This window comes from Roseovarius atlanticus (assembly GCF_001441615.1).
Classification (GTDB): Bacteria; Pseudomonadota; Alphaproteobacteria; order Rhodobacterales; family Rhodobacteraceae; genus Roseovarius; species Roseovarius atlanticus.
Genome location: NZ_LAXJ01000002.1, coordinates 225940 through 246906 on the forward strand (window position 1 = coordinate 225940; position 20967 = coordinate 246906).

Below are 20967 nucleotides of genomic sequence, written 5' to 3' on the forward strand. Positions count from 1 at the left end.
CGTGACCGCCGACGAGATCATCGCCGCCCTGGACCTGTCCCCCCATCCCGAGGGCGGGTTCTTTCGCGAGACATGGCGCGCGTCCAATGACGGGCGCGCCCATGGTACGGCGATCTATTTCCTGCTGCGGGGCGAGGACGACAACCAGAGGCACAAGGTGGACGCGGCCGAGATCTGGCATTTCTACGCCGGGGCGCCCCTGGTGCTGTCGATCTCGGAAAGCGAGGCCGGGCCCGCACGGGACGCGGTGCTTGGCCCGGACCTAAGCCAAGGTCAGCTGCCGCAAGTGATCGTGCCGCCCGACGCCTGGCAGATGGCGCGTTCGACCGGGGACTACACGCTTGTCGGCTGTACGGTGTCCCCCGGATTCGAGTTCGAGCAGTTCACGCTTGCGCCTGAGGGGTTCGACATTCCGCGCTAGCCGCGGATGGCTTTGAGGAAGGCCAGAAGGTTCCGGGTCGAGCCGTCCTTTTCATCGGGCGCAGCCTCGCCCGACACCAGCGGCTCCATTTGCTTGGCAAGTTCCTTGCCCAGTTCGACCCCCCATTGATCGAAGGAGTTGATCCCCAGGATCACACCTTCGACAAACACCCGGTGTTCGTAAAGCGCGATGATCTGGCCGAGCCGGTAAGGTGTCAGCCTGTCATAGACCAGCGTGGTCGACGGGCGGTTTCCCGGAAAAACCCGGTGCGCGGCCTGCCGCTCCAGCTCGGTGCCCTCAAAACCGGCCTTGCGCATCATCTCGCGCGCAGTTTCGATGTCACGGCCTCGCATCAGCGCCTCGGACTGGGCGAGGCAATTGGCGATCAGCAGGCGGTGATGATTGTCCATCCCCGGCTCGAACCCTCGGGCGGCCACCATGAACTCGCAGGGTACGACCTGGGTTCCCTGGTGGATCAGCTGGTAAAACGCGTGCTGTCCATTGGTGCCCGGCTCACCCCAGACGATGGGGCCCGATCCGCCTTCCACCGGGTCACCCTGCATGGTCACGCCCTTGCCGTTGCTTTCCATTTCAAGCTGCTGAAGATAGGCGGGCAAGCGCGAAAAACGCTGGTCGTAGGGCAAGACGGCCCGCGTGGGATAGCCGCACACGTGGCTGTGCCACAGCCCGGTTAGCGCCAGCATCACCGGCATGTTCCGTTCAAGCGGCGCGGTCCTGAAATGGGTATCCATCGCTTCGCCGCCGGCAAGAAACGCGTCGAACTCCTCGGGGCCGATGGCCAGCATCAGCGACAGCCCGATCGGTCCCCACATGGAATAGCGCCCGCCGACCCAGTCGGCAAAGCCGAACACGCGCTCGGGCGCAATGCCGAACGCCTCGGTCTTGTCGAGCGCCGTGGAGACTGCGGCGAACTGCGCGTTCAGGTCCCCGCCGCCAAGCTGCACCCACGCCTTGGCGGTCTCGGCGTTGGTCATCGTCTCGATGGTGGTAAAAGTCTTCGAGGCGACGATGAAAAGCGTCGTCTTCGGATCCAGCCCGTCGAGACAATCGGCAATATCCGCGCCATCCACGTTCGACACGAAATGACAGCGCGGTCCGTCGTGATACGGGCGCAGGGCCAGGGTGCCCATTTCAGGGCCGAGATGCGATCCGCCGATGCCGATATTCACCACGTCGGTGATCGGGCCGCCCGCGCCCTTGTGCCGGCCCGACCGCACGTCATCGGCAAAGGCGCGCATTCGCGCCAGGACGTCGCGAACGCCGGGCATCACATCCTGCCCATCGACCTCTATCACCGCGTCGGGCCCTGCCCGAAGCGCCGCGTGCAGAACAGAGCGCCCCTCGGTCTCGTTGATCGGCGCGCCCGCAAACATCCCGTCCCGCCGCTCGGCAACGCCGCGGTCGGCGGCCAGTTGCAAAAGCGCCTCACGGGCCGTTTCGGTCATCGAGGTCTTGGCGTAATCGAACAACATGCCATCGGCCTGGACCTGAAACCTGGCAGCACGCTCGGACGATTGCATGAGATCAGAAATCGGCGTTCCGGTCTCAGATTTCAGCGCCGCCCAAGTCATGCGGTCTCCTCCTGTTTTGTCTCTGTCGGCCTCTGCGGCACGCTAGGGCGCCCAGTGCACATCAGTTTCGTCAAGGATCGCGGCCACGGGGGCCTGTTCGGGCCGGCAGGTGCGGGCGCGCTCGACCGCCTTGCGCTTGTCCTCGCCGGTGATCACCAGATGCTTGGCCACCGCCGCGTTCAGAACCCGTGCCGACAGGCTGATCCGGACATCCTCGACCTTGCTTGGCCGCAGGGGAACCAGCACCGGCGCGTCATGTGCCAGCGCCGCGTCCAGACCATCGGTGCCCGGAAAAAGCGAGGCGGTATGCATGTCGGCGCCCATACCGAGAAGCAGAACGGCGATCGGCAGGCGCGGCTGGATGACGGCCTCCAACTCCGCAAGCACGGCTTCGGGCGCCTCGGCACGGGCGTAAAGGGGCAGATAGCCGGCCTTGGCGGCACGCCCCACCAAAAGCCGTTCGCGCAGCATCCGGGTGTTGGAGCGGATATGCACCTCGGGGACCCAGCGTTCGTCGCTGAGGCAGATATCGACACGGGACCAGTCGAGGTCGGCATCGCACAGCACGTCGAAGACCGGACCGGGCGTGCTGCCCCCCGGTACAACGAAAAGCGCCCGGTCGTCATGCTCCAGCGCCGTATTGAGATCCCCGGCAAGCTGATTGGCGAGATCGATCGCCATCATTTCTTCGTCGGCGTATTCGATCAGCTTCATGCCCGTATCTCCCGCCAGCGACGGCCGTCGCGGTGCATAAGCATTAGCGCGTCATCCGGCCCCGAACTGCCGGTGGCATAGGTGAGCGGTGGACGGTCGGACTCCTCCCAAAGTGCGATAATCGGGTCGATCCAGGCCCAGGCGGCCTCGACCTCGTCACCGCGCATGAAGAGCGTCTGGTTGCCGCGGATCACGTCCATGATCAGCCGCTCGTAGGCGTCGGGGAAATCCGCCTCTTCGGGCCCCAGCGCCTCGGCGAATGTCATGTCGAGAGGCACGTCCACCAGCCTCATCCCGCCCGGCCCCGGTTCCTTGATGGTGACGCCCAGCTCGATGCCCTCGTTGGGTTGCAGCTTGATCGTCAGGATGTTGCGGTGGCGTCCGGCATCGGCACCGAAAATGGAGTGCGGCGCGTCCTTGAAGACCACGGCGATTTCGCTGGCCCGCTCGCGCAGGCGCTTGCCGGTGCGCAGGTAGAACGGCGTGCCGGCCCAACGCCAGTTGCTGATCGTGGCGCGCAGGGCCACGAAGCTTTCGGTCGTGCTGTCGCGGTTGCCGACCTCGTTGCGATAGCTGCCGGACTGGCCGGTGCCTTCGTACTGTCCGCGCACGGCGTCTTCTGGCGCGACCGGGTCCAGCGCGCGGATCACCTTGAGCTTTTCGTCGCGCACCGCGTCGGGGTCGAACTTGGCCGGCGGCTCCATCGCGATCAGGCACAGAAGCTGCATAATGTGGTTCTGCATCATGTCCCGCATCGCGCCCGAGCGGTCATAGTAGTCGCCGCGCCCGCCGACGCCTACTTCCTCGGCCACGGTGATCTGGATATGATCGACATACTGACTGTTCCACAGCGGCTCGAACAGCGTGTTGCCAAATCGGATCGCCATGAGGTTCTGGACCGTTTCCTTGCCCAGGTAATGGTCGATCCGGTAGATCTGTTGCTCGTCGAAATACTCGGCGATGGTGGCGTTCAGCGCCTTGGCTGTCTGAAGGTCGCGGCCAAAGGGCTTTTCCACCACGATCCGGCAGTTCGGGCAGTCAAGGCCGTGCTTGTGCAGGCGGTCAGCGAGATCTCCGAACAGGCTGGGCGCCACGGAAAAGTAGAAGGCGCGGATCTCGTCGTCGCGCAGCATACCGGTCAGCTCGGACCAGCCGGCATTGCCGCGGGCGTCGATCGTCACATAGTCGAGCTGTTGCAGGAAGCTGTCGAGATGCTCGGTATCTTTCGCCGCTTCAGGCTCGAATTCCATCACAGCCTTGCGTGCGAAATCGCGGTAGGCGTCGGCGTCCATGTCACTGCGTGCGGCGCCGATCACCCGGGCATCCCCGCCCATTTGGCCGGCCCGGAACCGGCGGAACAGGCCGGGCAGGATCTTGCGCTGCGCCAAGTCCCCCGTGCCGCCGAATATCACGAGGTCAAAGGGATCGACCGGGATGACGCGAGATACCATGGTTTTCTCCTGAACTCGGTGCAAGTCTAGGTCGCGATCACGAAGGTGTCACCTGCCCGACCTCGACTTTCAAGGGAAGAAAGGACAGGTTATGGCCGAAAGGCAAATGAAATTCGGAAGATAGACAGATGAAAGATGTGGCAGCGCCCCGTGCGAACGGTGGAAAATTCATCGACCCGAAGGTTACCGCCGATGGTGAGCCGCGGGCGCATGTCGCGCTGAGCAAGCCACAGACGCTTTGGTTCAATACCGGGACGCTGTGCAACATCACCTGCGCGAATTGCTATATCGAAAGCTCACCGGAAAACGACAGCCTTGTCTATATCACCACGGCCGAGGTCGAAGAGTTCCTGGATCAACTGACAGAGCGCGCCTGGCCAGTGACCGAGATCGGATTTACCGGCGGCGAGCCTTTCATGAACCCCCAAATGGTGGACATGGCGCGCGCCTGTCTGAGCCGTGGCTACGAGGTACTTATCTTGACCAATGCCATGCGTCCGATGATGCGCAAGCGCGTTCAGGATGGGTTGCGGGCGCTCCACGAAGAGTTCGGCGACAAGCTGACCCTGCGCATCTCGGTCGATCATCATCGCGAAGCGCTGCATGACGAAGAACGCGGCAAGGGCAGCTTTGCCCGGACGCTGGAGGGGATGCATTGGCTTCGGCAAACGGGAATCCGCATGGCAGTCGCCGGACGAAGCCTCTGGAGCGACAGCGAGGCGGGGTCACGCGAAGGCTATCAGGCCTTTTTCGACGCGCATGGGTTCGACATCGATGTGCACGATCCGGCAATGACGGTGCTGTTTCCCGAGATGGACGAAAGCGTCGAGGTACCCGAAATCACGACCGGCTGCTGGGACATCCTGGGCAAATCGCCCGACAGCGTGATGTGTGCATCATCGCGGATGGTGGTCAAGCGCAAGGGCGCGGAACGGCCTGCCGTACTCGCCTGCACCTTGCTGCCCTATGACGCGGAGTTCGAACTGGGTGAAACGCTTGCGGAGGCCGAGGGCGACGTGGCGCTGAACCACCCCCACTGCGCCAAGTTCTGCGTGCTGGGCGGCGCTAGTTGCTCGGGCTGATCCAAGCGCAACCGACCTACCTTTCCTATAAGTTTTCGGAAGCTTTTCGTGTCGACTCGGACAGTGCGATTTCGCTTGCCGTTTCGCCGGGCACGTCAGAATGTGCGCCAGGTCCTCAATAAAACATTGAACGCGAACCGGTTTCGCCGTCTGGTTTTGATCAGCGCTTCTGCCACTGCCTGAAAGATCCGGCCATGCCTATCCATTTCGATGACGCGGAATATGCCGCCCGACAAATGCGTGCCACTTCTGCGGTCAGGGAGGCAGGCCTCGACGCGCTCTTGATGTTCGCGCCCGAGAGCCACTACTGGATCTGCGGCTACGACACGTTCGGTTTCGCCATGTTCCAGTGCCTCGTGCTGACGGCGAATGGCGATCTGCACCTGCTGACCCGCCTGCCCGACCTGCGCCAGGCCCTGCACACCTCGACGCTGGACCGTGACCATATCCATGTCTGGACCCAGGTCGAGGGAGTGAACCCGGCAGACACCCTGAAGGCGCTGCTGTCCGACCTTGGCGTCGGCGAAGGTAGGCTGGGGTTCGAATCCGACACCGCAGGCCTGACCGATTTCAACGGGCAACTCCTGCGGACCGCCCTGCCCCGACTGAGCGATCACTCGGACCTGATCCGGGACCTGCGGCGCGTCAAATCGCCTGCCGAGATCGAGATGCACCGCCGCGCCGCGCAACTGTCGGATGACGCGATGGACGCAGGTCTTGCCGAAACGCGTGCCGGGGCGTTCGAGGGCGATATCCTTGCCGCCATGCAGGGGGCGGTGTTCAAGGGTGGCGGCGACTATGCGGGCAACGAATTCATCCTCGGCTCGGGTCCCGGTGCGCTGCTGGTGCGGTATTTCTCGGGGCGGCGGCATCTGGATGTGCAGGATCAGATGACTTGGGAATGGTCCGGCGCCTATGCCCGGTATCACGCCGCGATGATGCGCACGGTGGTGATCGGCGCGCCATCGGACGCACAGTGCCACATGCACGCCGCCGCCCGTGCCGCGCTCGAAGCCTGTGAAGACGCGATCCGCCCGGGCGACCCGATGGGGAACGTCTTTGATGCCCATGCAAAGGTGATGGACGATCACGGGTTGCGCCACGCCCGGATGCAGGCCTGCGGATACGGCATGGGCGCGGCCTATAACCCGATCTGGGTCGATTTTCCGATGTTCTATGCAGGCAATCCGCTGCCAATGCAGGCAGGCCAGGTGTTTTTCCTGCACATGATCCTGGCCGACAGCGAGGCGGGTTTGGGCTATTCGCTGGGGCATTCGGTGCTTGTGACCGAAACCGGGGTCGAGCGCCTGTCGCGCCAGCCACTCGACCTGCTGGTGCGCTAGCGGCGATGCGTCGCTTGCCCCGCCGGGCGACAGAGCCCATATCTGCGCCATGATCAAGTTCACCCCGATCCTTCTGGCGATCCTCTATGCCGTGGTCATGTACCGGTTCTCTGTCTGGCGCACCAAGCGCGAGCTGGACGCCCGGTCGACAGAGTTGGCCGATCCCAAGCTGACGCCGCTTTTCACGCGGCTGGCCAAGGCGCTCGATCTGCCGCGGATCAAGGTGCATATCTACGAGATCGATCCGGTCAACGGCTTGGCCGCGCCAGACGGTCGGATCTTCATCACGCGCGGCTTTTACCGTAAATTCCTGTCCGGAGAGGTCTCGGCCGAGGAGATGACAAGCGTCATCGCGCACGAGCTGGGCCACGTGGCGCTTGGCCATTCGCGCCGCCGGATGATCGATTTCTCGGGCCAGAACGCGCTACGCACTGCGTTGGCGATGGTGCTGTCGCGGTTTCTGCCCGGCATCGGCGTCTGGATCGCCAATGGCATCGCCTCATTGCTCGCGGCGCGGCTGTCGCGCGGCGACGAATACGAGGCCGACGAATATGCTGCGGCCCTGCTGACGAAGGCCGGGATCGGCACGGCGCCGCAAAAGTCCCTGTTCGAGAAGCTGGAGGCGCTGACCCAATCGCGCGCGGGTGCCATGCCGGCCTGGCTGATGAGCCATCCCAAAACGACCGAGCGCATTGCCGCGATCGAAAAGCTTGAAACGCGCTGGCAGGGTCTGCCCGACACTCAGGACTGACGGCACGGCGCTCTACCGCGTCGCCACCTCAGGCAAAGGCCAAGGCCTTTCCCAGGCGCGGCAGTCGCGCTTTTTTCATCAGTCGTCTGATGTCCCAGTCCTCGCCGCTCAGACGCCGTGCATCGGCCAGCACGGCGGCGGCAACATCCTGCATCACCTCAGGTTGAGACTCGAAGACCCCAAGCAGGAAGGTGTCGGGATCGGCCCGGCTTATCCCCTCCTCGGCCAGGATGTTGCGTGGGAAATCCTTGGCGTTGACCGTCAGGATCAGGTCGGCAGACCCGGCGATGGCAGCGGCCAGCACGTGGATATCCGCCGGATCCGGCAGCCATAGCCGCGACTCGAGCGAAGGTGGCCAGGTCACCTCGGCGTCGGGCCACTCGACCGTCAGCATCGCCGCTTCGGCCTGCGCTTGCGCAATGCCGTCGGGGCCCAGCTTGACGACCGCACGCTGCCATTCCTCGATGATGCGGGCGGACCAAAGCGGTTGAAAAACGCCCCGCTTCGCCGCGCCAAGCAGCATCTGGCGCATCACGGTCGGATAGATCACGCAGGTGTCAAGAACCGCCCTCATAGTCGGAAAAAGAGCGACTTGAGATACCCGCTTTCGGCCAGTTGCGGATGCAGGGGATGGTCCGGGCCGGCAAAGCCCGTATGGATCAGCGCGCCCTCGCGCCCTGCTCGGCCGATGCCCCGCGTGCAGGCCGTACGGAACTTATCCAGCGTGGCGGCATGGGAACAGGAGCAAAGCCCCAGAAATCCGCCTTCCGCCACCAGCGGCGTGGCCAGCCGCGCGACCCGTTCGTAGGCGCGAAGGCCCTTTTCCAACGCTTGTTTGTTGGGCGCAAAGGCGGGTGGGTCGCAGATCACGACGTCGAATTTCTCGCCTACTTCTGCAAGAGAGGTCATGACGTCAAAGGCATCGCCGCGCCGCGTGGCGAAGTGCTGCGTGAAACCCATGCGCGCGGCGCCCTCCCCGGCAAGCTCCAGCGCCGGCTGCGAGCCGTCAATCGCAAGCGCCGCCGAGGCTCCTGCCGCGAGTGCCGCGAGAGAGAAGCCGCCCACGTGACTGAAGACGTCGAGCACACGGCTGTCTTTGGCCAGGGTCGCCGCGAACGCGTGATTGGTCCGCTGATCGTAGAACAGTCCTGTTTTCTGACCGCCGGTCAGGTCGGCCATATAGGTCGCCCCGTTCATCGGCACCGGCAGAGGTGCGTCGGGCAGGTCGCTCATCAGCGCCACGGTTTCGTCGTCGAGCCCTTCCAGCGCGCGGGCCCGGCCAGACGCGTTCTTGATCACGCACGTCACCGCCGTGACCTCGACCAGAGCCGCCACGATCTGGGGCAGAAGCACCTCGGCCCACGCCGCGTTGGGCTGGATGACGGCGATGTCGCCAAAACGGTCGATGATCAAACCTGGCAGCCCGTCAGCCTCGGCATGAACTAGGCGATAGAACGGGGCCTCGAACAGCCGCTCGCGCATCTGGAAGGCGCGGCGCAACCTCAGTTCAAGCCACGTCTGGTCGATCTGCGCGGCAGGATCAAGGTCCAGCACGCGTGCCATGATGCGGGATTTCGGGTTCACCGCGACGGTGGCAATCGGCGTGCGTTCGCCATCTTCCAGAACCGCCACGGTCCCCGGCGTCAGCGCTTTCGTGCGACGGTCGGTGACGAGTTCATTGTCGAAAACCCAAGGAAACCCGTGCCGGATGGCGCGGGCCTGCGTCTTGGGTTTCAGGCGGATGGAAGGCAAAGAGGACGGCGTCATGCCGTCCCCTTAAGCCGTTTCAGTTTTTGTTGGAAGCACCGAGTTGGTTCAGCGCACCCATCAGGCCCAGGTTTGCCGCCTGGTACCCGCCGGGGCTGGTCAGCTGGCGCTGGATCACCCCGGCCAGGTGATTGGTGATACGGTATTTCTGGGTGATGCCCTGCTGCTCGGCCTTGATCGCCGCCTGCCCGCCAAGCGCCTTGAAGTCGGCCTTCACGAATTGCGGCTCGCCATAGGCCATGCCGGTTTCAGGGTTGCGCAGTTGCATGTGGAATTGAAGCGAGTGAACGCCGCCGACGGTATAGCGCGCCTTTTCCGTCAGGGCGTGGAACCGTGTGACCTGGATGTCCAGCACGGCGGGCACGTGACCGGGTTGCATCGCCTTCACGCCCTGCATCATCGCCGCCTCGAAGATCGCCTTGACCTGCGCGTGGCGGTCGCCTGCCGGGTCCTCGCGCCAGACGATATCGCCGCCCGGGTAATAGCGGTTGGCTTCGGATACCTTCAGGGTCTTGGGAACGCTGACGCGGATCTCCTGAATGGCATAGGCCGGTGCCGCTACCGTCGCCGTGGAGGTGTCGAGCGGGGCGTTGCGCGTGGCGGTTTCGGGCGCAGAACACCCGGCAACGGACAGGCCCATGATCATGGCGGCAATGGCGTGACGGGTCAGCATGTCTTCCTCCTGTGCGCAATCCTGGCGCGTTGGTCGAAGACTTTATGACTACGAATTGAGGCAAGTTTTCGGCGAGTTCGGTACTTAACCAAGGATACTGGTAAAACCACGTGGCGACTCCAGCGGGTCAGCGCCCCCGTCCGCGAGATCCGCCGCGGCGTTTCGGCGCCTCTGCGGCCTTTAGCCCTTCGTGCAAGACGGCGGTCATTGGGTGATCCGGGTTGGCAACGCCGTAACGCTTGATCAAACCCTCGATCTGCGTCCGTGTGTCACCGTCACCATCTACCGACAGCGCCCAATCCAGAAAGATCGACCGGCATTCGCCGGGCGTGATGCCGTCAATCCTGTAGGATTCCCGGATCAGCCCCTTGGGATCCAACGTGTCAGCCATCTTCGGTTCCTCGCTTCAATGCCGCATCGATCACCACCGCGGCGTCTGCCGTTTTCCGTTCCAGTTCTGCGCGCAGGTCTTCCATACGCTCCATCCCGGTCTGTCGCAGGACAAAGGCCTTGGCACCGTCGCCCAAAGCGTCCTCGTCCAGTGGCTTGTCGCCCAATAGACGCGCCGCCTGTGTCACTTGCCAGCAAAGCGCATAAGCGGCACCCAGTGCTGCTTCTTCCGCGTCATCCAACCAACCGGCGGCGACACCGGCGGCCAATCCGGCCTCGACGCTGCGTTCCGGCCGCCCGGCAAGCAGGCACCCGGCCTGTGCGATCAGCTCGATCTCCTGCATCCGGCCATCGCCCAACTTGGTCTCCCAAGGGCCGCTGGAACTTTTGGCGGCCTTGATGCGTGCGCGCATGTGGTCGACTTCCATCAGAACGGTTTCGCGGTTGCCCTTTCGCGGCAGCAACGCGCAACGGAACGCCTCGACATCCGAGGCCAGCGCATCGGGGCCAGCGACGACGCAGGCGCGGGTCAGCGCCAGATGCTCCCACACCCAGGCCTCGTTTTCCTGGTAGGTTTGGAAAGAGGCCCAACTGGTGGCGACCGGACCCTGGTTGCCCGAGGGGCGCAGGCGCATGTCCACCTCGTAAAGCCGGCCTTCGGACATGGGCGCGGTCAGGGCGGTGATCAACGCCTGGGTCAGGCGGGCGTAATAGATCCGCGTCGCCAATGGCCGGCGACCGTCGGACCCTTCGACCCCTTCGGCATCATAGATCACGATCAGGTCCAGATCCGAGCCTGCGTTGAGCTTGCCCGCGCCAAGCGATCCCATGCCCAGCACCACGGCCCCACGACCGGGCGGCGGGCCGTGTTTTTCACCGAACTGGGCGCAGACCACGCCCCAAAGTTCGGCAAGGATCACGTGGGCCAGATCGGCATATTGCGCGCCGGCCTTGTCGGCGTCGATCAGGCCGCGCAACAGGTGAACACCCGTGCGGAAGTGCCATTCCTTCAACCAGCGGCGGGCGGCGTCCAGCTTGCGCTCGTAGTCGTCTTCGCGGTCCAGCCGCGCCGCCAGTTCGCGGCGCAGATGCGGCCTATCGGGCCAGGGCGCAAAGAAATCCCCGGCAATCACCGCGTCGAACACGCCGGCGTGGCGCGACAGATAGCTGGCCAGCGCAGGCGACACGCCCGCGATATCGACCATCAGGTCGATCAGCTGCGGATTGGCTTCGAACAGCGCGAAAACCTGCACCCCTGCCGGCAGGCCGGCGAGGAAGCCGTCGAAAGCCAGCAAAGCCTCGTGCGGGGCCGAAGACCGGCTGAGGCGTTCCAGTATTTCGGGCTTTAGCCGGTCGAAGATCGTGTTGGCCCGCTCGCTACGCAGAGCCGGATAGCTGCGCCAGCGCGCGATGATCTCGTCGTCCAGTCCCTCGAAGGTGACCGGCTTTTCTGTGCCGCTGTCGGGAGCAAAGAACCCCTCGATCAGGTCATGCACCTGTTGCAGCCTGTCCGTCAGCTCGTCGCGGAACGCGGATTCGTCGCGGTCGCACAGCGCGGCCAGGCGCGCCCAGCCGTCGGGATTGTCAGGCAGAACCTGCGTTTGCGCGTCGCGTAGCATCTGAAGCCGGTGTTCGATTTCGCGATGAGCGCGATAATGCTCGGCCAATGTGTCAGCCGCATCCGAAGGCACCCAGTTCTTTTCCGCCAGCCGCGACAGCCCATCGACCGTGCCACGCACCCGCAGATCGGGGTCGCGTCCACCAGAGATCAACTGGCGGGTCTGGGTAAAGAACTCGATCTCGCGAATGCCGCCCCGGCCCAGCTTCATGTTGTGACCGTCAAGCCGGATCGGACCATGAAGGCCCTTATGCTCGCGAATGCGCAGGCGCATGTTGTGCGCGTCCTCAATAGCGGCGAAATCCAGGTGCTTGCGCCAGACGAAAGGGCGCAGGGTATCGAGGAAACGCGCGCCCGCCGCAATGTCGCCCGCAGCCGGACGCGCCTTGATATACGCCGCGCGTTCCCACGTTCGGCCTAGGCTTTCGTAATAGGTCTCGGCCGCCCCCATCGCCATGCACACCGGCGTCACGTTGGGATCGGGGCGCAGGCGCAGATCGGTGCGGAACACATAGCCGTCCGCCGTGCGGTCGTTCAGCGTGGCCGCCATCCGGCGCGTCGCGCGCACGAAGCCGGCCCGTGCCTCGTGATAGCTGTCGGTGTCGAACCGCTCTTCATCGAACAGGCAGATGAGGTCGATATCGGAACTGTAGTTGAGCTCGTGCGCGCCCATCTTGCCCATGGCCAGAACGACCATTCCGGCGGCATCTTCCAGCGCATCCTCGTCCTGTCCGGGTATCTTGCCACGCCGCAATTCGGGCAGCAGGGCCGCGCGCAGGGCCTGCGTCACGGCAAGGTCCGCAAACCTGGTAAGGGCGCCTGTCACGTCTTCTAGTGTCCAGACGCCAGAGAGATCGGCAAGTGCCGTCAGGAGTGCCACCCTGCCCTTGGCCCGTCTCAGGCGTGCGCCCGTCTCGTCCGGTGGGATCGCCGCAACCTCTTTCAACAACGCGTCGAAGGCATCCTCGGGGTCGTCGAAGACTTCGGGCAACCAGTCGCGCTCCTTCAGGCAGAGGGATTGCAGGAACGGGCTGGATCCTGCGGTGCCTTCGACAAGCGCCGCAACGTCAGGCGAAAGACCCTGAACCGCGTCGCGGGCCTCTTGCCCGGGGGCCGTCTCGAAGGGGCGCGGACAACGGGTCATGCGATCGGAAAAACTCATGGATGCAGTGATACACCCCCTGCAGGTCCGGTCAACGGCCTGCGCGACAGGGTCTTTTGCGGTGAATGTGAAATTCTTTAACATACCCCCTTGCAACGGGCGCGGCCGCATCCCATCTCGCAAATGTAAAGACGCTTCACATACCAACCTCAGACCCGGACCGAAAGGAAATCTTGATGACGACATATACTTACAACTCGCCCGCCACAGGCATCTCGGGCTGGTTTGCCCGGACCGAAGCCTGGCTTGACGACAAGGGCAAGGCCGCGTGGATCGCGGCGCTTGTTGCCTCGATGATCGTATTCTGGCCCGTCGGCCTTATGCTGCTGGCCTACATGATCTGGCGCAACAAACTGTCCTGCCCGTCCGGTCGAGCGGCACGCCGCCACCATATGCGCCCGATGAACGGCTCGTCCGGCAACACCGCGTTCGACGCCTACCGCGACGAGACCTTGCGCCGGCTTGAAGAAGAGCAGCAGAACTTCGAGGCTTTCCTGGAGCGACTGCGCGCGGCACGCGACAAGGCAGAGTTCGACCAGTTCATGGACGAGCGCGCCCGCAAGGCCGACAACGCTACCGCCGAGGATGCCGACGGCGACGCGCAGGACGACCGCGGCCCCGCACGCGCCAACTGAGCCGCGAAAACCATACGCTTCCCGTGCCGACACCTTTCACGGCGCGGGCGCAAACCTATATGATGAAAATGACAGATACGACTTGGCAGATCCCCGACCCCGATACGCAGCCCGACTTCTATGCGGACGTGCCGCTGAAGCGGTTCTTTGCATGGCTGGTGGACAGCGTCCTGGTGCTGATCCTCTGCGTTCTGGTGCTGCCCTTCACGGCTTTCACCGGCCTGTTCTTCCTGCCACTCCTGTTTCTTGCCGTGGGTCTGGTCTATCGCACCGCGACCATCGCAAACGGCTCCGCCACTTGGGGAATGCGCCTGTTTGCACTGGAATTCCGCACCGCGTCGGGCCATCGCTTTGATGGAACCACGGCCTTCATGCACTCGATGGCCTTCACATTGTCCTGCGCGGTGCCGCTGGTGCAACTGGCGTCGATCCTGCTGATGCTGACGGGCGCACGGGGTCAGGGCCTGACCGACCTTGCTCTTGGAACCGTTGCCATTAATCGTCGCGCGGCGTGCTGACACAGGCTGCGCCGCAGCGGATTTGACCTCTTGGCGCAGCGTCACATCGTTGTTATCGTCGGTTCCGAAAGTTGCGAAACCTGCCATGCGTCACACCCTTCCTATAGCGCCCCAGTTCTACGTGACGGCGCCCCAGCCCTGCCCCTATCTGGAAGGCCGGATGGAGCGTAAGCTGTTCACGGCGCTGCAAGGCGACGGGGCGCAACGCCTGAACGACACGCTGTCGAAACAGGGGTTTCGTCGATCGCAGAACGTGCTCTACCGTCCATCCTGCGCGGATTGCGCCGCTTGCCTGTCGGCACGCGTGAACGTCGAGAACTTCACCGCCTCGCGCAGTCAGCGCCGCACGATACGGCGCAACCGGCATCTGGACCGGCGCGCCACCTCACCTTGGGCCACCGAGGAACAATACGCGCTTTTTCGCGAATATCTCGAAGATCGGCACGCCAATGGCGGCATGGCGGACATGGATACGTTCGAATTCGCCGCGATGATCGAGGAAACGCCGATCCGCACGCGCGTGGTTGAATATGCCGACGGCGAAACCGGCGAACTGGTCGCGGTCTGCCTGACGGATGTGTTCGACGACGGCGTCAGCATGGTTTACTCGTTTTACGATCCCAACAGGCCACGCGACAGTCTGGGCACTTACATCATCCTCGATCATATCGACATCGCGCGCGAGGCCGGTCTGCCGTACGTCTATCTGGGGTACTGGGTGCCGGGCAGTGCGAAAATGGGATACAAGGCGGCGTTTTCCGGGCTGGAGGTCTACTCGGGCGGAGAATGGCAGCCGATGCGCGATCCGGCCGATTTCGAGTCGCACCGCCATCCGCTTTCCAATGATCCGATTGCCGAGCAGGTGGCGAATATCGCGCTTCCCGACGGAAAACCCCTGCGTAACAGAAAATACTGAAGCGCCTTGCCGGTTGCCGACGACGCTGTGACTTCGCGTCAGAACACGTTCCCGTGTGCCACGGTCGTTTGAGGCTCGCCGCTCTGGTCGTTCGCAGCAACCGTGATATTTCGTGGATGGCCAAGACACACGAGGTTGCATGTTCCGTCCCCACCGTCGTCATTTTCTTGCCGGTTCTGCCGCTCTTGCCGCCTGGCCCGCCAGGGCGCAGCCTGCCGCGTGGCGGGCCGTGGCGGATGTCGCAGGCGCTCTGGACCAATGCCACGCCGTTCTTATTCATCAGCACGGGGCCGAGGTTTTCGCCGAAGCGTTTCGCGGTCCGGTCATCGGAACGCCCGTGCCGATCAAGTCGGTCTCGAAAACCCTTGTTGCCGCCTTGACCGGCGCGGCGCTCGATCGCGGCGAGATACCGACGATGCAGGCCACCATCGGGCAGCTTGCCCCCGGCCTGATCCCGCAGGATGCCGAACCGGGCGTCTCGGAGATCACCGTCGAAAATCTGATCACGATGCAGGCCGGACTGGAACGCACATCCGGGCCCAATTACGGCGAATGGGTCAGCAGCCGCAACTGGGTCGCAAACGCCCTGTCACGTCCCTTCGAGACGGAGCCCGGAGCACGTATGCTTTATTCCACGGGGTCGTTCCACGTGCTGGGCGCGATCCTGTCCGAAGTCACTGGGCAAAGCCTGCTGGAGCAGGCGCGCGACAGGCTTGGTGCCCCGCTTGAGATCAGAATCCCACCTTGGACTCGTGATCCGCAGGGGCGCTATCTTGGCGGCAACGAGATGTCGCTCAGCCTGCCCGCGATGATCCATTTCGGTGAAATGTACCGGCGTGGCGGCATTTGGGACGGCACGCGCGTGCTGAGCGAGGATTGGGTCACCCGGTCCTTCGAGCCGGTAACACGGTCGCCCTGGTCAGGGCTGCGTTATGGCTATGGTTGGTTCCTGGGAGAAGCCCAGGGCGACAAGTTCGCCCTCGCGCGCGGATATGGCGGCCAGGTGATCTGCGTCGTACCCGGGCTGGGTCTGACGCTCGCGATCACCTCGGACTCGACCCGCCCGGCCCGCAGCATCGGGTATTTTGGTGACCTGATGAATTTGATCGAAGGCACGATCCTGCCACTGGCCCGCCGCGACACGACCTGACAGCGGCAAAACCGCATCTGACGCCCATTTTCAGGACACTTGGCTGTATGATGCCGGACCACACGCGGATGTGACCGCAAGCCGCTTGCTCTGGTACGCGATGCAGGGAAGGATTAGAGGATGCGTGTTCTGGCTTGCCTTATCTGCCTGCTTGCCGGTCCCGCCCTTGCCGAGACCCGGCAGGAGGTCGGGCTGGAGCTTGTTCTTCTGGCGGACGCATCGGGGTCGATTGACGACATGGAACTCTCGTTCCAACGCCAGGGCTACGCCAGCGCCATCACCGACCCGGAAGTTCTGAAGGCCATCCAGGATTCGCTTTATGGCAACGTCGCCGTGACCTACGTGGAATGGGCCACCAACACCGCGGTGGTCGTGCCCTGGACGGTGATCGACGGCGAAGATTCGGCGCGGGCCTTTGCCGACGCGCTGTCCGGGCCGCCGCGTCAGGCCTATGGCAGCAACGCCATCGGCGGCGCCCTGCTGGACGCCAAACGCCTGATCGAGACGAACGACATCATCGCGCCCCGCGCGGTGATCGACTTTTCCGGCGACAGCATCCGCAACTCTTCCGGGCCTTCCATCGCAGCGGCGCGGGCTGAGGTTCTGGCGGCGGGGATCGTCATAAATGCCCTGCCGATCCTGCGCGCGGAGGACGGACGGCGCGCCGGCGCCAATCTTGAGGTAGAATATGCCGAGCGGATCATCGGCGGTCCCGGCGCCTTTATGGTGACGGCCGAGGGCCGCGACAGTTTTGCCCGCACGGTGCGCCGTAAGTTGGTGCTGGAAATCTCCGGACGGACACCGGCCCCCGGCACCGGGCGCATCGCCGCGCGTTAGGTGACGCGCGGGTCAGTCCAGACGGTTCAGAACGAAGACCGTCCGCTCGGCGACGCCGGTTTTTGGCAATATAACAAGCTTGTATCCAAGTCGATCATAGGCCCCGCACAAGCGGTGATACTCGGCGACGGCATCATCGAAACCGTGGCGCCGCTCGCCGTCGATTCGGTGTATTTCAGGCCAAGGCGGCGCCATGAAGACCAGAGGGTGAAATCGCGCGGAACCGGCAAGGGTCTCGGACACCTCGATGCCCGCTTCATGTTCCAGCGCGACGGCGGCATCTATCAGGCCACGATCGAAAAAGACCCAGCTAGAAGCGTCGCCGAGCCCGGCCCTGTCCTGCTTGGCCATATCCACGGCGCGACGAGCGAAGGCAGCGGGATTGACCCATGGAAGCGCGGCGCCACGACCCGCCGTCTCTTGCGCGACGATGCGCCGGCCCGGCTCGGCCACGGTTTGGAACCCGGCACGGCCCAATGCCGCCAGCAGCGTGGACTTGCCGCCGCCGGAACAGCCCGAAAGGATGACGTGCCGGTTGCAGGCCTTGTTTGTCATGACGTTCGCGATGTCCGAGCCAAGAAAGAGGGCCCTGTGTCTGCCGGACCCTCGTCAGGGAAAAGATGCCGGGATCAGCCGCCCAGCAGATCGGGGAAGATCGTGACGATATCCGGGAAGAACCACAGGATCGCCAGTCCGACCACCTGGATCAGCACGAAGGGTGCGACACCACGATAGATATGGCCCGTCGTTACCTCCTTGGGGGCGACACCCCGAAGATAGAACAGAGCGAAACCGAAGGGCGGCGTCAGGAACGACGTCTGAAGGTTGACCGCGATCATGATCGTCACCCATTTCGGATCGAACGTTCCGCCATAAATCACCGGCCCGACAATCGGGATCACGATGTAGATGATCTCGAGGAAGTCGAGCACGAAGCCAAGGATAAACAACACCAGCATCACGATCAGGAAGACCTTGTATTCGTTGTCGAACGAGCGCAGGAACTGCTGGATGTAGTGTTCACCGCCGAACGAGATCACCACGAGGTTCAGAAGCTGCGAGCCGATCAGGATGGTGAAGACCATGCTGGTCACCTTGGCGGTCTCGCGCACCACCGGACTGAGCACGCCGCCGGCAAAAAGCACCCAGCAGGCAAACAGCAGCCCGAAAAGGGCATAGAGATAGGCCGCCTTGGCCACGATGAACGCGATCCAGCTTTCGGCCGAGGCGCCCTCGACGTTGATCCGCAAGTCGAAATTGATGCCGACGATGATCGCGATGATGATCGCGAAAGTGGCGAAGATGATGATCTTGCCCGACCGCTCCTGGTCTCTCAGCTTGCGATAGGCAGCCAGCATGATCGCCCCGCCCGCGCCCAGGGCCGCGGCCGGTGTGGGGTTGGTGATCCCGCCCAGGATCGAGCCTAGAACCGCCACGATCAGTACGAGCGGCGGAAAGACCACGCGGATCAGTTCGTTCTGCGCTAGCCGCACCACGGCATGGCTGCATCCATAAAGCGCTATTGCCACGGGAATGGCCATGATCGCGAAAGTGGCGCCCGAACTCCATTGCGGGCCGATCAGCAGGATATCGATCAGCAGACCCAGCACGATCCCGATTCCCCCGACGATCAAGGGCATGGGGCTTTCCGATGGCAGGACGCCGCGCGCCAGCGTCAGCACAAGCGCGAAGATCAGCATCATGACGGCGATGCCTGTGCCGATGGGCGCCGCGTTCGCGATCTTGCGCTCCAGCATCTCGGCGCGTTCTTCCTCGGTCAGACGCACGCTTTGGGTCACGCCGCCGGACTCGTCGATCGACTTTTGTTCGGCCACAGCCCGGTCCCAGGCCGCCTGACCATGCAGTTCGATCATCGATTCCTTGCATTCAGCGCCCACGGCCGTACGCAGACTTGCGCTCTCGCCCTGTTCGCTGAAGCTGTCGATGGTCGTGCTTTGGCTGCCGATCACGTTCATCTGGCCCAGCACCAGCATTCCGGCGACGAGCGCGACCGGAATGCCCAGGAACCAGGTGAACGCTTCGCCGCGGGTGATCGCCTCGGCGTTGGTGGCGCCCAGTTCGACCGCCGGCGCCTTGCTGGGGTTCAGCAGAGCGTAACCGAAGGCGTAGAGCGCATAGAGCAAGGCCAGAAGAATGCCCGGAAGCAGCGCCGCCTGGAAAAGCGTCCCGACCGAAACCACGGCCGGTTCGCCCAAATAGGTCAGTGCGTCGGTGCAGCCCGCTTCTTGCGCCCGCGCTTCCTGTGCGACCGAATAAAGATCGCCGGCCAGCGTGCCCAGCAGGACGATCACGATCGAAGGCGGAATGATCTGCCCCAGCGTGCCCGAGGCTGCGATCACACCCGTGGCAATCTCGGGGCTGTAATTGTTGCGCAGCATCGTCGGCAGGCTGAGCAGGCCCATGGTGACCACGGTGGCCCCGACAATACCGGTGGAGGCGGCAAGGAAGGCACCCACGACCACCACCGACACGGCAAGGCCGCCCGGCAGCGGGCCAAAGACCCGCGCCATGGTGGTCAACAGGTCGTTGGCAACCTTGGAGCGCTCCAGCGTGATGCCCATGAGAACAAACATCAGCACGGCCAGCAGGGTCTCGATCGACTGGCCCGCGAAGACCCGTTCGTTCATCCTGTTGACGACGAAACTCACGTTCCGGTCAAGCGCCGTTTCCCATCCCTGCGGGAACACCGGCTCGCCCACACGCGGCAGGTCCGGGTATCGGAAAATAGACACCGACTCGGGCTTCACGCCCGATCCGACCAGGGTGCGATAGGCCTCGCTGCCCCTGTCGATCGCCTGGTGGATCAGCAGGCCGGCGCTGTCCAGACCGGCGATGATCGCGAAAGATATGACCCCCGCGCCACCGATGGCGAAGGCCACCGGAAAGCCGGACAGGATGCCCCCGAAGAGGCACAGGAACACGATGATCAGGCCGATCTCGACGCCATCAAGTCCAAACAACATCAGTGTGTCCCCTCATAGGCTTCTTCGCCTTCTCCGAGGCTGTCCTTGTCAAGGTATTTGCCGTCGCTTTCCGGCCCCTCCTTCCATTCAAGATAAGAGCGGTAGAAGAAGGCGACGGACTGGATGAACACCATGCCCGCGAACGCGACCATCAGAACCTTGAACAGGAAATATCCGTTGAACCCGTTCGGGCTGAAGCCGATGGTCTCGACGTTCCAGCGGACCGCGCGCGCCTTCATCATCAGACGGTCCAGCGATTCCGACGCCGAAGGCTTCGGCGTGATCAGGTGGCGCCACATGAAATACCAGCCGTACATCCAGATCAGCACGGCCATGGGGGCCATGAAGACGACACAGCCGATCATGTCGATAAGGCGTTGCGTGCGGAATTTCACCGCGGCATAGATCAGGTCGACCCGCACGTGCCCGCCCTGGACGAAGGTGTATGTGCAGCACAGCGCGATCACCAGCGCGTTGTGGAATTTCAGCGCTTCGGCCCACCAGCTGATGTCGAAGGTCAGCGGAACACCGAAACCAAACGAGATGTCCGGCCGCACGAATATCCGCTGAATGAAGACGATGACGATCTGCTGAAGCACCATGATCAGGCCCGCCCAGGCAAAAAGCCGGCCGGTGATGTTGGCAAACCCCTCCATCACCCGCACACAGCCCCACATGAAGCTGTTGCGCCATATCCCGATGGCGGTCAGGATCAGGATGAAGGTGAAGACGACGAAGAAAAACTCGACCGATCCGCCGTAATAGACGAACCGCATGATGGCTTCCTTGTCGGCCCAGTTCAGCCACAGCCCGGGATGCGTGATAGCATATGCGAAGTCGTAGAACGATCCGACAATGCTGCCGAAGAACCAGAGGATCGCATCCAAAATGGCGAACCCGGTTCCGGTTGCTTCAGTCTCGCCCATCTACCATTCCCCCATGTCCTGCGAATTGGACCCGCCC

Annotated in this window: 20 protein-coding genes; 9 read left to right on the forward strand and 11 right to left on the reverse strand. The window is 63.5% G+C overall.

All coding sequences use genetic code 11. From position 1 onward, the window contains the following. Nucleotide 1: 1 nt before the first annotated feature. Nucleotides 2-421 carry a cupin domain-containing protein gene (locus XM53_RS01390; protein WP_057789523.1) on the forward strand — a complete coding sequence of 140 codons (420 nt, stop codon included), beginning with the start codon at nt 2-4 and terminating at the stop codon, nt 419-421. Here XM53_RS01390 and pgi read toward each other — a convergent pair. The 3 genes from pgi to zwf are packed head-to-tail and all read right to left on the reverse strand — an operon-like array spanning nt 418 to nt 4178. After that, nucleotides 418-2013 (reverse strand): glucose-6-phosphate isomerase, encoded by a 1596-nt coding sequence (gene pgi / locus XM53_RS01395; protein ID WP_057789525.1) that lies wholly within the window; start codon nt 2011-2013, stop codon nt 418-420. The two genes, XM53_RS01390 and pgi, sit on opposite strands and share 4 nt — an antisense overlap. A gap of 42 nt (nt 2014-2055) precedes the next feature. Continuing rightward, the gene (gene pgl, locus XM53_RS01400) at nt 2056-2727 is read right to left on the reverse strand and encodes a 6-phosphogluconolactonase (RefSeq protein WP_057789527.1); all 672 of its coding nucleotides are present in this window, start codon (nt 2725-2727) and stop codon (nt 2056-2058) included. Continuing rightward, the gene (gene zwf / locus XM53_RS01405; protein WP_057789529.1) at nt 2724-4178 is read right to left on the reverse strand and encodes a glucose-6-phosphate dehydrogenase; all 1455 of its coding nucleotides are present in this window, start codon (nt 4176-4178) and stop codon (nt 2724-2726) included. Before zwf ends, pgl begins: the two co-directional genes overlap by 4 nt. A 128-nt stretch (nt 4179-4306) precedes the next feature. Here zwf and XM53_RS01410 point away from each other — a divergent pair, with 128 nt between their 5' ends. The 3 genes from XM53_RS01410 to XM53_RS01420 all read left to right on the forward strand — a co-directional run bounded on the left by XM53_RS01410 (nt 4307) and on the right by XM53_RS01420 (nt 7354). Beyond that, nucleotides 4307-5260 carry a radical SAM protein gene (locus tag XM53_RS01410; RefSeq protein WP_057789531.1) on the forward strand — a complete coding sequence of 318 codons (954 nt, stop codon included), beginning with the start codon at nt 4307-4309 and terminating at the stop codon, nt 5258-5260. 194 nt (nt 5261-5454) lie between these two features. After that, complete coding sequence (locus XM53_RS01415; RefSeq protein WP_057789533.1) at nt 5455-6603, forward strand: M24 family metallopeptidase; 1149 nt, start codon at nt 5455-5457, stop codon at nt 6601-6603. A gap of 49 nt (nt 6604-6652) precedes the next feature. Next, nucleotides 6653-7354, forward strand: coding sequence for a M48 family metallopeptidase (locus XM53_RS01420; protein WP_057789535.1), 702 nt, complete (start codon nt 6653-6655; stop codon nt 7352-7354). A gap of 28 nt (nt 7355-7382) precedes the next feature. On the opposite strand, the gene XM53_RS01425 is transcribed toward XM53_RS01420, so the two are convergent. From XM53_RS01425 to XM53_RS01445, 5 genes are all read right to left on the reverse strand, one after another. Further along, on the reverse strand, nt 7383-7928 hold the full coding sequence (locus tag XM53_RS01425; protein ID WP_057789537.1) for an RSP_2648 family PIN domain-containing protein: 546 nt from the start codon (nt 7926-7928) through the stop codon (nt 7383-7385). Next, complete coding sequence (locus XM53_RS01430) at nt 7925-9121, reverse strand: RSP_2647 family RNA methyltransferase (protein ID WP_057789539.1); 1197 nt, start codon at nt 9119-9121, stop codon at nt 7925-7927. Before XM53_RS01430 ends, XM53_RS01425 begins: the two co-directional genes overlap by 4 nt. Nucleotides 9122-9140: 19 nt before the next feature. Continuing rightward, entirely contained in the window at nt 9141-9794 is a 654-nt protein-coding gene (locus XM53_RS01435; RefSeq protein ID WP_057789541.1) for a DUF6778 family protein, read from the reverse strand. A gap of 127 nt (nt 9795-9921) precedes the next feature. Further along, entirely contained in the window at nt 9922-10185 is a 264-nt protein-coding gene (locus XM53_RS01440) for a hypothetical protein (RefSeq protein ID WP_057789543.1), read from the reverse strand. Next, nucleotides 10178-12964, reverse strand: a complete 2787-nt coding sequence (locus XM53_RS01445) for a [protein-PII] uridylyltransferase family protein (RefSeq protein WP_057789545.1) — start codon at nt 12962-12964, stop codon at nt 10178-10180. Before XM53_RS01445 ends, XM53_RS01440 begins: the two co-directional genes overlap by 8 nt. Nucleotides 12965-13140: 176 nt before the next feature. Here XM53_RS01445 and XM53_RS01450 point away from each other — a divergent pair, with 176 nt between their 5' ends. From XM53_RS01450 to XM53_RS01470, 5 genes are all read left to right on the forward strand, one after another. Continuing rightward, on the forward strand, nt 13141-13599 hold the full coding sequence (locus XM53_RS01450) for a DUF2852 domain-containing protein (protein ID WP_057789546.1): 459 nt from the start codon (nt 13141-13143) through the stop codon (nt 13597-13599). 68 nt (nt 13600-13667) lie between these two features. Next, nucleotides 13668-14117, forward strand: a complete 450-nt coding sequence (locus XM53_RS01455) for an RDD family protein (protein WP_057790283.1) — start codon at nt 13668-13670, stop codon at nt 14115-14117. An 85-nt stretch (nt 14118-14202) separates the two neighbouring features. Continuing rightward, nucleotides 14203-15033, forward strand: a complete 831-nt coding sequence (locus XM53_RS01460; protein ID WP_057789548.1) for an arginyltransferase — start codon at nt 14203-14205, stop codon at nt 15031-15033. A 139-nt stretch (nt 15034-15172) separates the two neighbouring features. After that, nucleotides 15173-16183: a serine hydrolase domain-containing protein gene (locus tag XM53_RS01465; protein ID WP_057789549.1), complete on the forward strand. Its 1011-nt coding sequence runs from the start codon at nt 15173-15175 to the stop codon at nt 16181-16183. A 120-nt stretch (nt 16184-16303) separates the two neighbouring features. Further along, nucleotides 16304-17020 (forward strand): DUF1194 domain-containing protein, encoded by a 717-nt coding sequence (locus tag XM53_RS01470; RefSeq protein WP_057789551.1) that lies wholly within the window; start codon nt 16304-16306, stop codon nt 17018-17020. A gap of 12 nt (nt 17021-17032) precedes the next feature. Here XM53_RS01470 and XM53_RS01475 read toward each other — a convergent pair whose 3' ends face one another. The 3 genes from XM53_RS01475 to XM53_RS01485 form a co-directional block, all read right to left on the reverse strand. Continuing rightward, the gene (locus tag XM53_RS01475) at nt 17033-17575 is read right to left on the reverse strand and encodes an AAA family ATPase (protein ID WP_057789553.1); all 543 of its coding nucleotides are present in this window, start codon (nt 17573-17575) and stop codon (nt 17033-17035) included. Between the two features lie 74 nt (nt 17576-17649). Next, complete coding sequence (locus tag XM53_RS01480; RefSeq protein WP_057789554.1) at nt 17650-20004, reverse strand: TRAP transporter large permease; 2355 nt, start codon at nt 20002-20004, stop codon at nt 17650-17652. Then, nucleotides 20004-20930, reverse strand: coding sequence for a TRAP transporter small permease subunit (locus tag XM53_RS01485; protein ID WP_057789555.1), 927 nt, complete (start codon nt 20928-20930; stop codon nt 20004-20006). The genes XM53_RS01480 and XM53_RS01485 overlap by 1 nt, the downstream gene beginning before the upstream one ends. Between the last annotated feature and the right edge of the window lie 37 nt (nt 20931-20967).

What these genes read in the sequence shown, in the direction of transcription:
- pgi (WP_057789525.1), bottom strand. Translation starts at nt 2,013, where the DNA reads ATGACTTGGGCGGCGCTGAAATCTGAGACCGGAACGCCGATTTCTGAT.
- pgl (WP_057789527.1), bottom strand. Translation starts at nt 2,727, where the DNA reads ATGAAGCTGATCGAATACGCCGACGAAGAAATGATGGCGATCGATCTC.
- zwf (WP_057789529.1), bottom strand. Translation starts at nt 4,178, where the DNA reads ATGGTATCTCGCGTCATCCCGGTCGATCCCTTTGACCTCGTGATATTC.
- XM53_RS01410 (WP_057789531.1), top strand. Translation starts at nt 4,307, where the DNA reads ATGAAAGATGTGGCAGCGCCCCGTGCGAACGGTGGAAAATTCATCGAC.
- XM53_RS01415 (WP_057789533.1), top strand. Translation starts at nt 5,455, where the DNA reads ATGCCTATCCATTTCGATGACGCGGAATATGCCGCCCGACAAATGCGT.
- XM53_RS01420 (WP_057789535.1), top strand. Translation starts at nt 6,653, where the DNA reads ATGATCAAGTTCACCCCGATCCTTCTGGCGATCCTCTATGCCGTGGTC.
- XM53_RS01425 (WP_057789537.1), bottom strand. Translation starts at nt 7,928, where the DNA reads ATGAGGGCGGTTCTTGACACCTGCGTGATCTATCCGACCGTGATGCGC.
- XM53_RS01430 (WP_057789539.1), bottom strand. Translation starts at nt 9,121, where the DNA reads ATGACGCCGTCCTCTTTGCCTTCCATCCGCCTGAAACCCAAGACGCAG.
- XM53_RS01435 (WP_057789541.1), bottom strand. Translation starts at nt 9,794, where the DNA reads ATGCTGACCCGTCACGCCATTGCCGCCATGATCATGGGCCTGTCCGTT.
- XM53_RS01440 (WP_057789543.1), bottom strand. Translation starts at nt 10,185, where the DNA reads ATGGCTGACACGTTGGATCCCAAGGGGCTGATCCGGGAATCCTACAGG.
- XM53_RS01445 (WP_057789545.1), bottom strand. Translation starts at nt 12,964, where the DNA reads ATGAGTTTTTCCGATCGCATGACCCGTTGTCCGCGCCCCTTCGAGACG.
- XM53_RS01450 (WP_057789546.1), top strand. Translation starts at nt 13,141, where the DNA reads ATGACGACATATACTTACAACTCGCCCGCCACAGGCATCTCGGGCTGG.
- XM53_RS01455 (WP_057790283.1), top strand. Translation starts at nt 13,668, where the DNA reads ATGACAGATACGACTTGGCAGATCCCCGACCCCGATACGCAGCCCGAC.
- XM53_RS01460 (WP_057789548.1), top strand. Translation starts at nt 14,203, where the DNA reads ATGCGTCACACCCTTCCTATAGCGCCCCAGTTCTACGTGACGGCGCCC.
- XM53_RS01465 (WP_057789549.1), top strand. Translation starts at nt 15,173, where the DNA reads ATGTTCCGTCCCCACCGTCGTCATTTTCTTGCCGGTTCTGCCGCTCTT.
- XM53_RS01470 (WP_057789551.1), top strand. Translation starts at nt 16,304, where the DNA reads ATGCGTGTTCTGGCTTGCCTTATCTGCCTGCTTGCCGGTCCCGCCCTT.
- XM53_RS01475 (WP_057789553.1), bottom strand. Translation starts at nt 17,575, where the DNA reads ATGACAAACAAGGCCTGCAACCGGCACGTCATCCTTTCGGGCTGTTCC.
- XM53_RS01480 (WP_057789554.1), bottom strand. Translation starts at nt 20,004, where the DNA reads ATGTTGTTTGGACTTGATGGCGTCGAGATCGGCCTGATCATCGTGTTC.
- XM53_RS01485 (WP_057789555.1), bottom strand. Translation starts at nt 20,930, where the DNA reads ATGGGCGAGACTGAAGCAACCGGAACCGGGTTCGCCATTTTGGATGCG.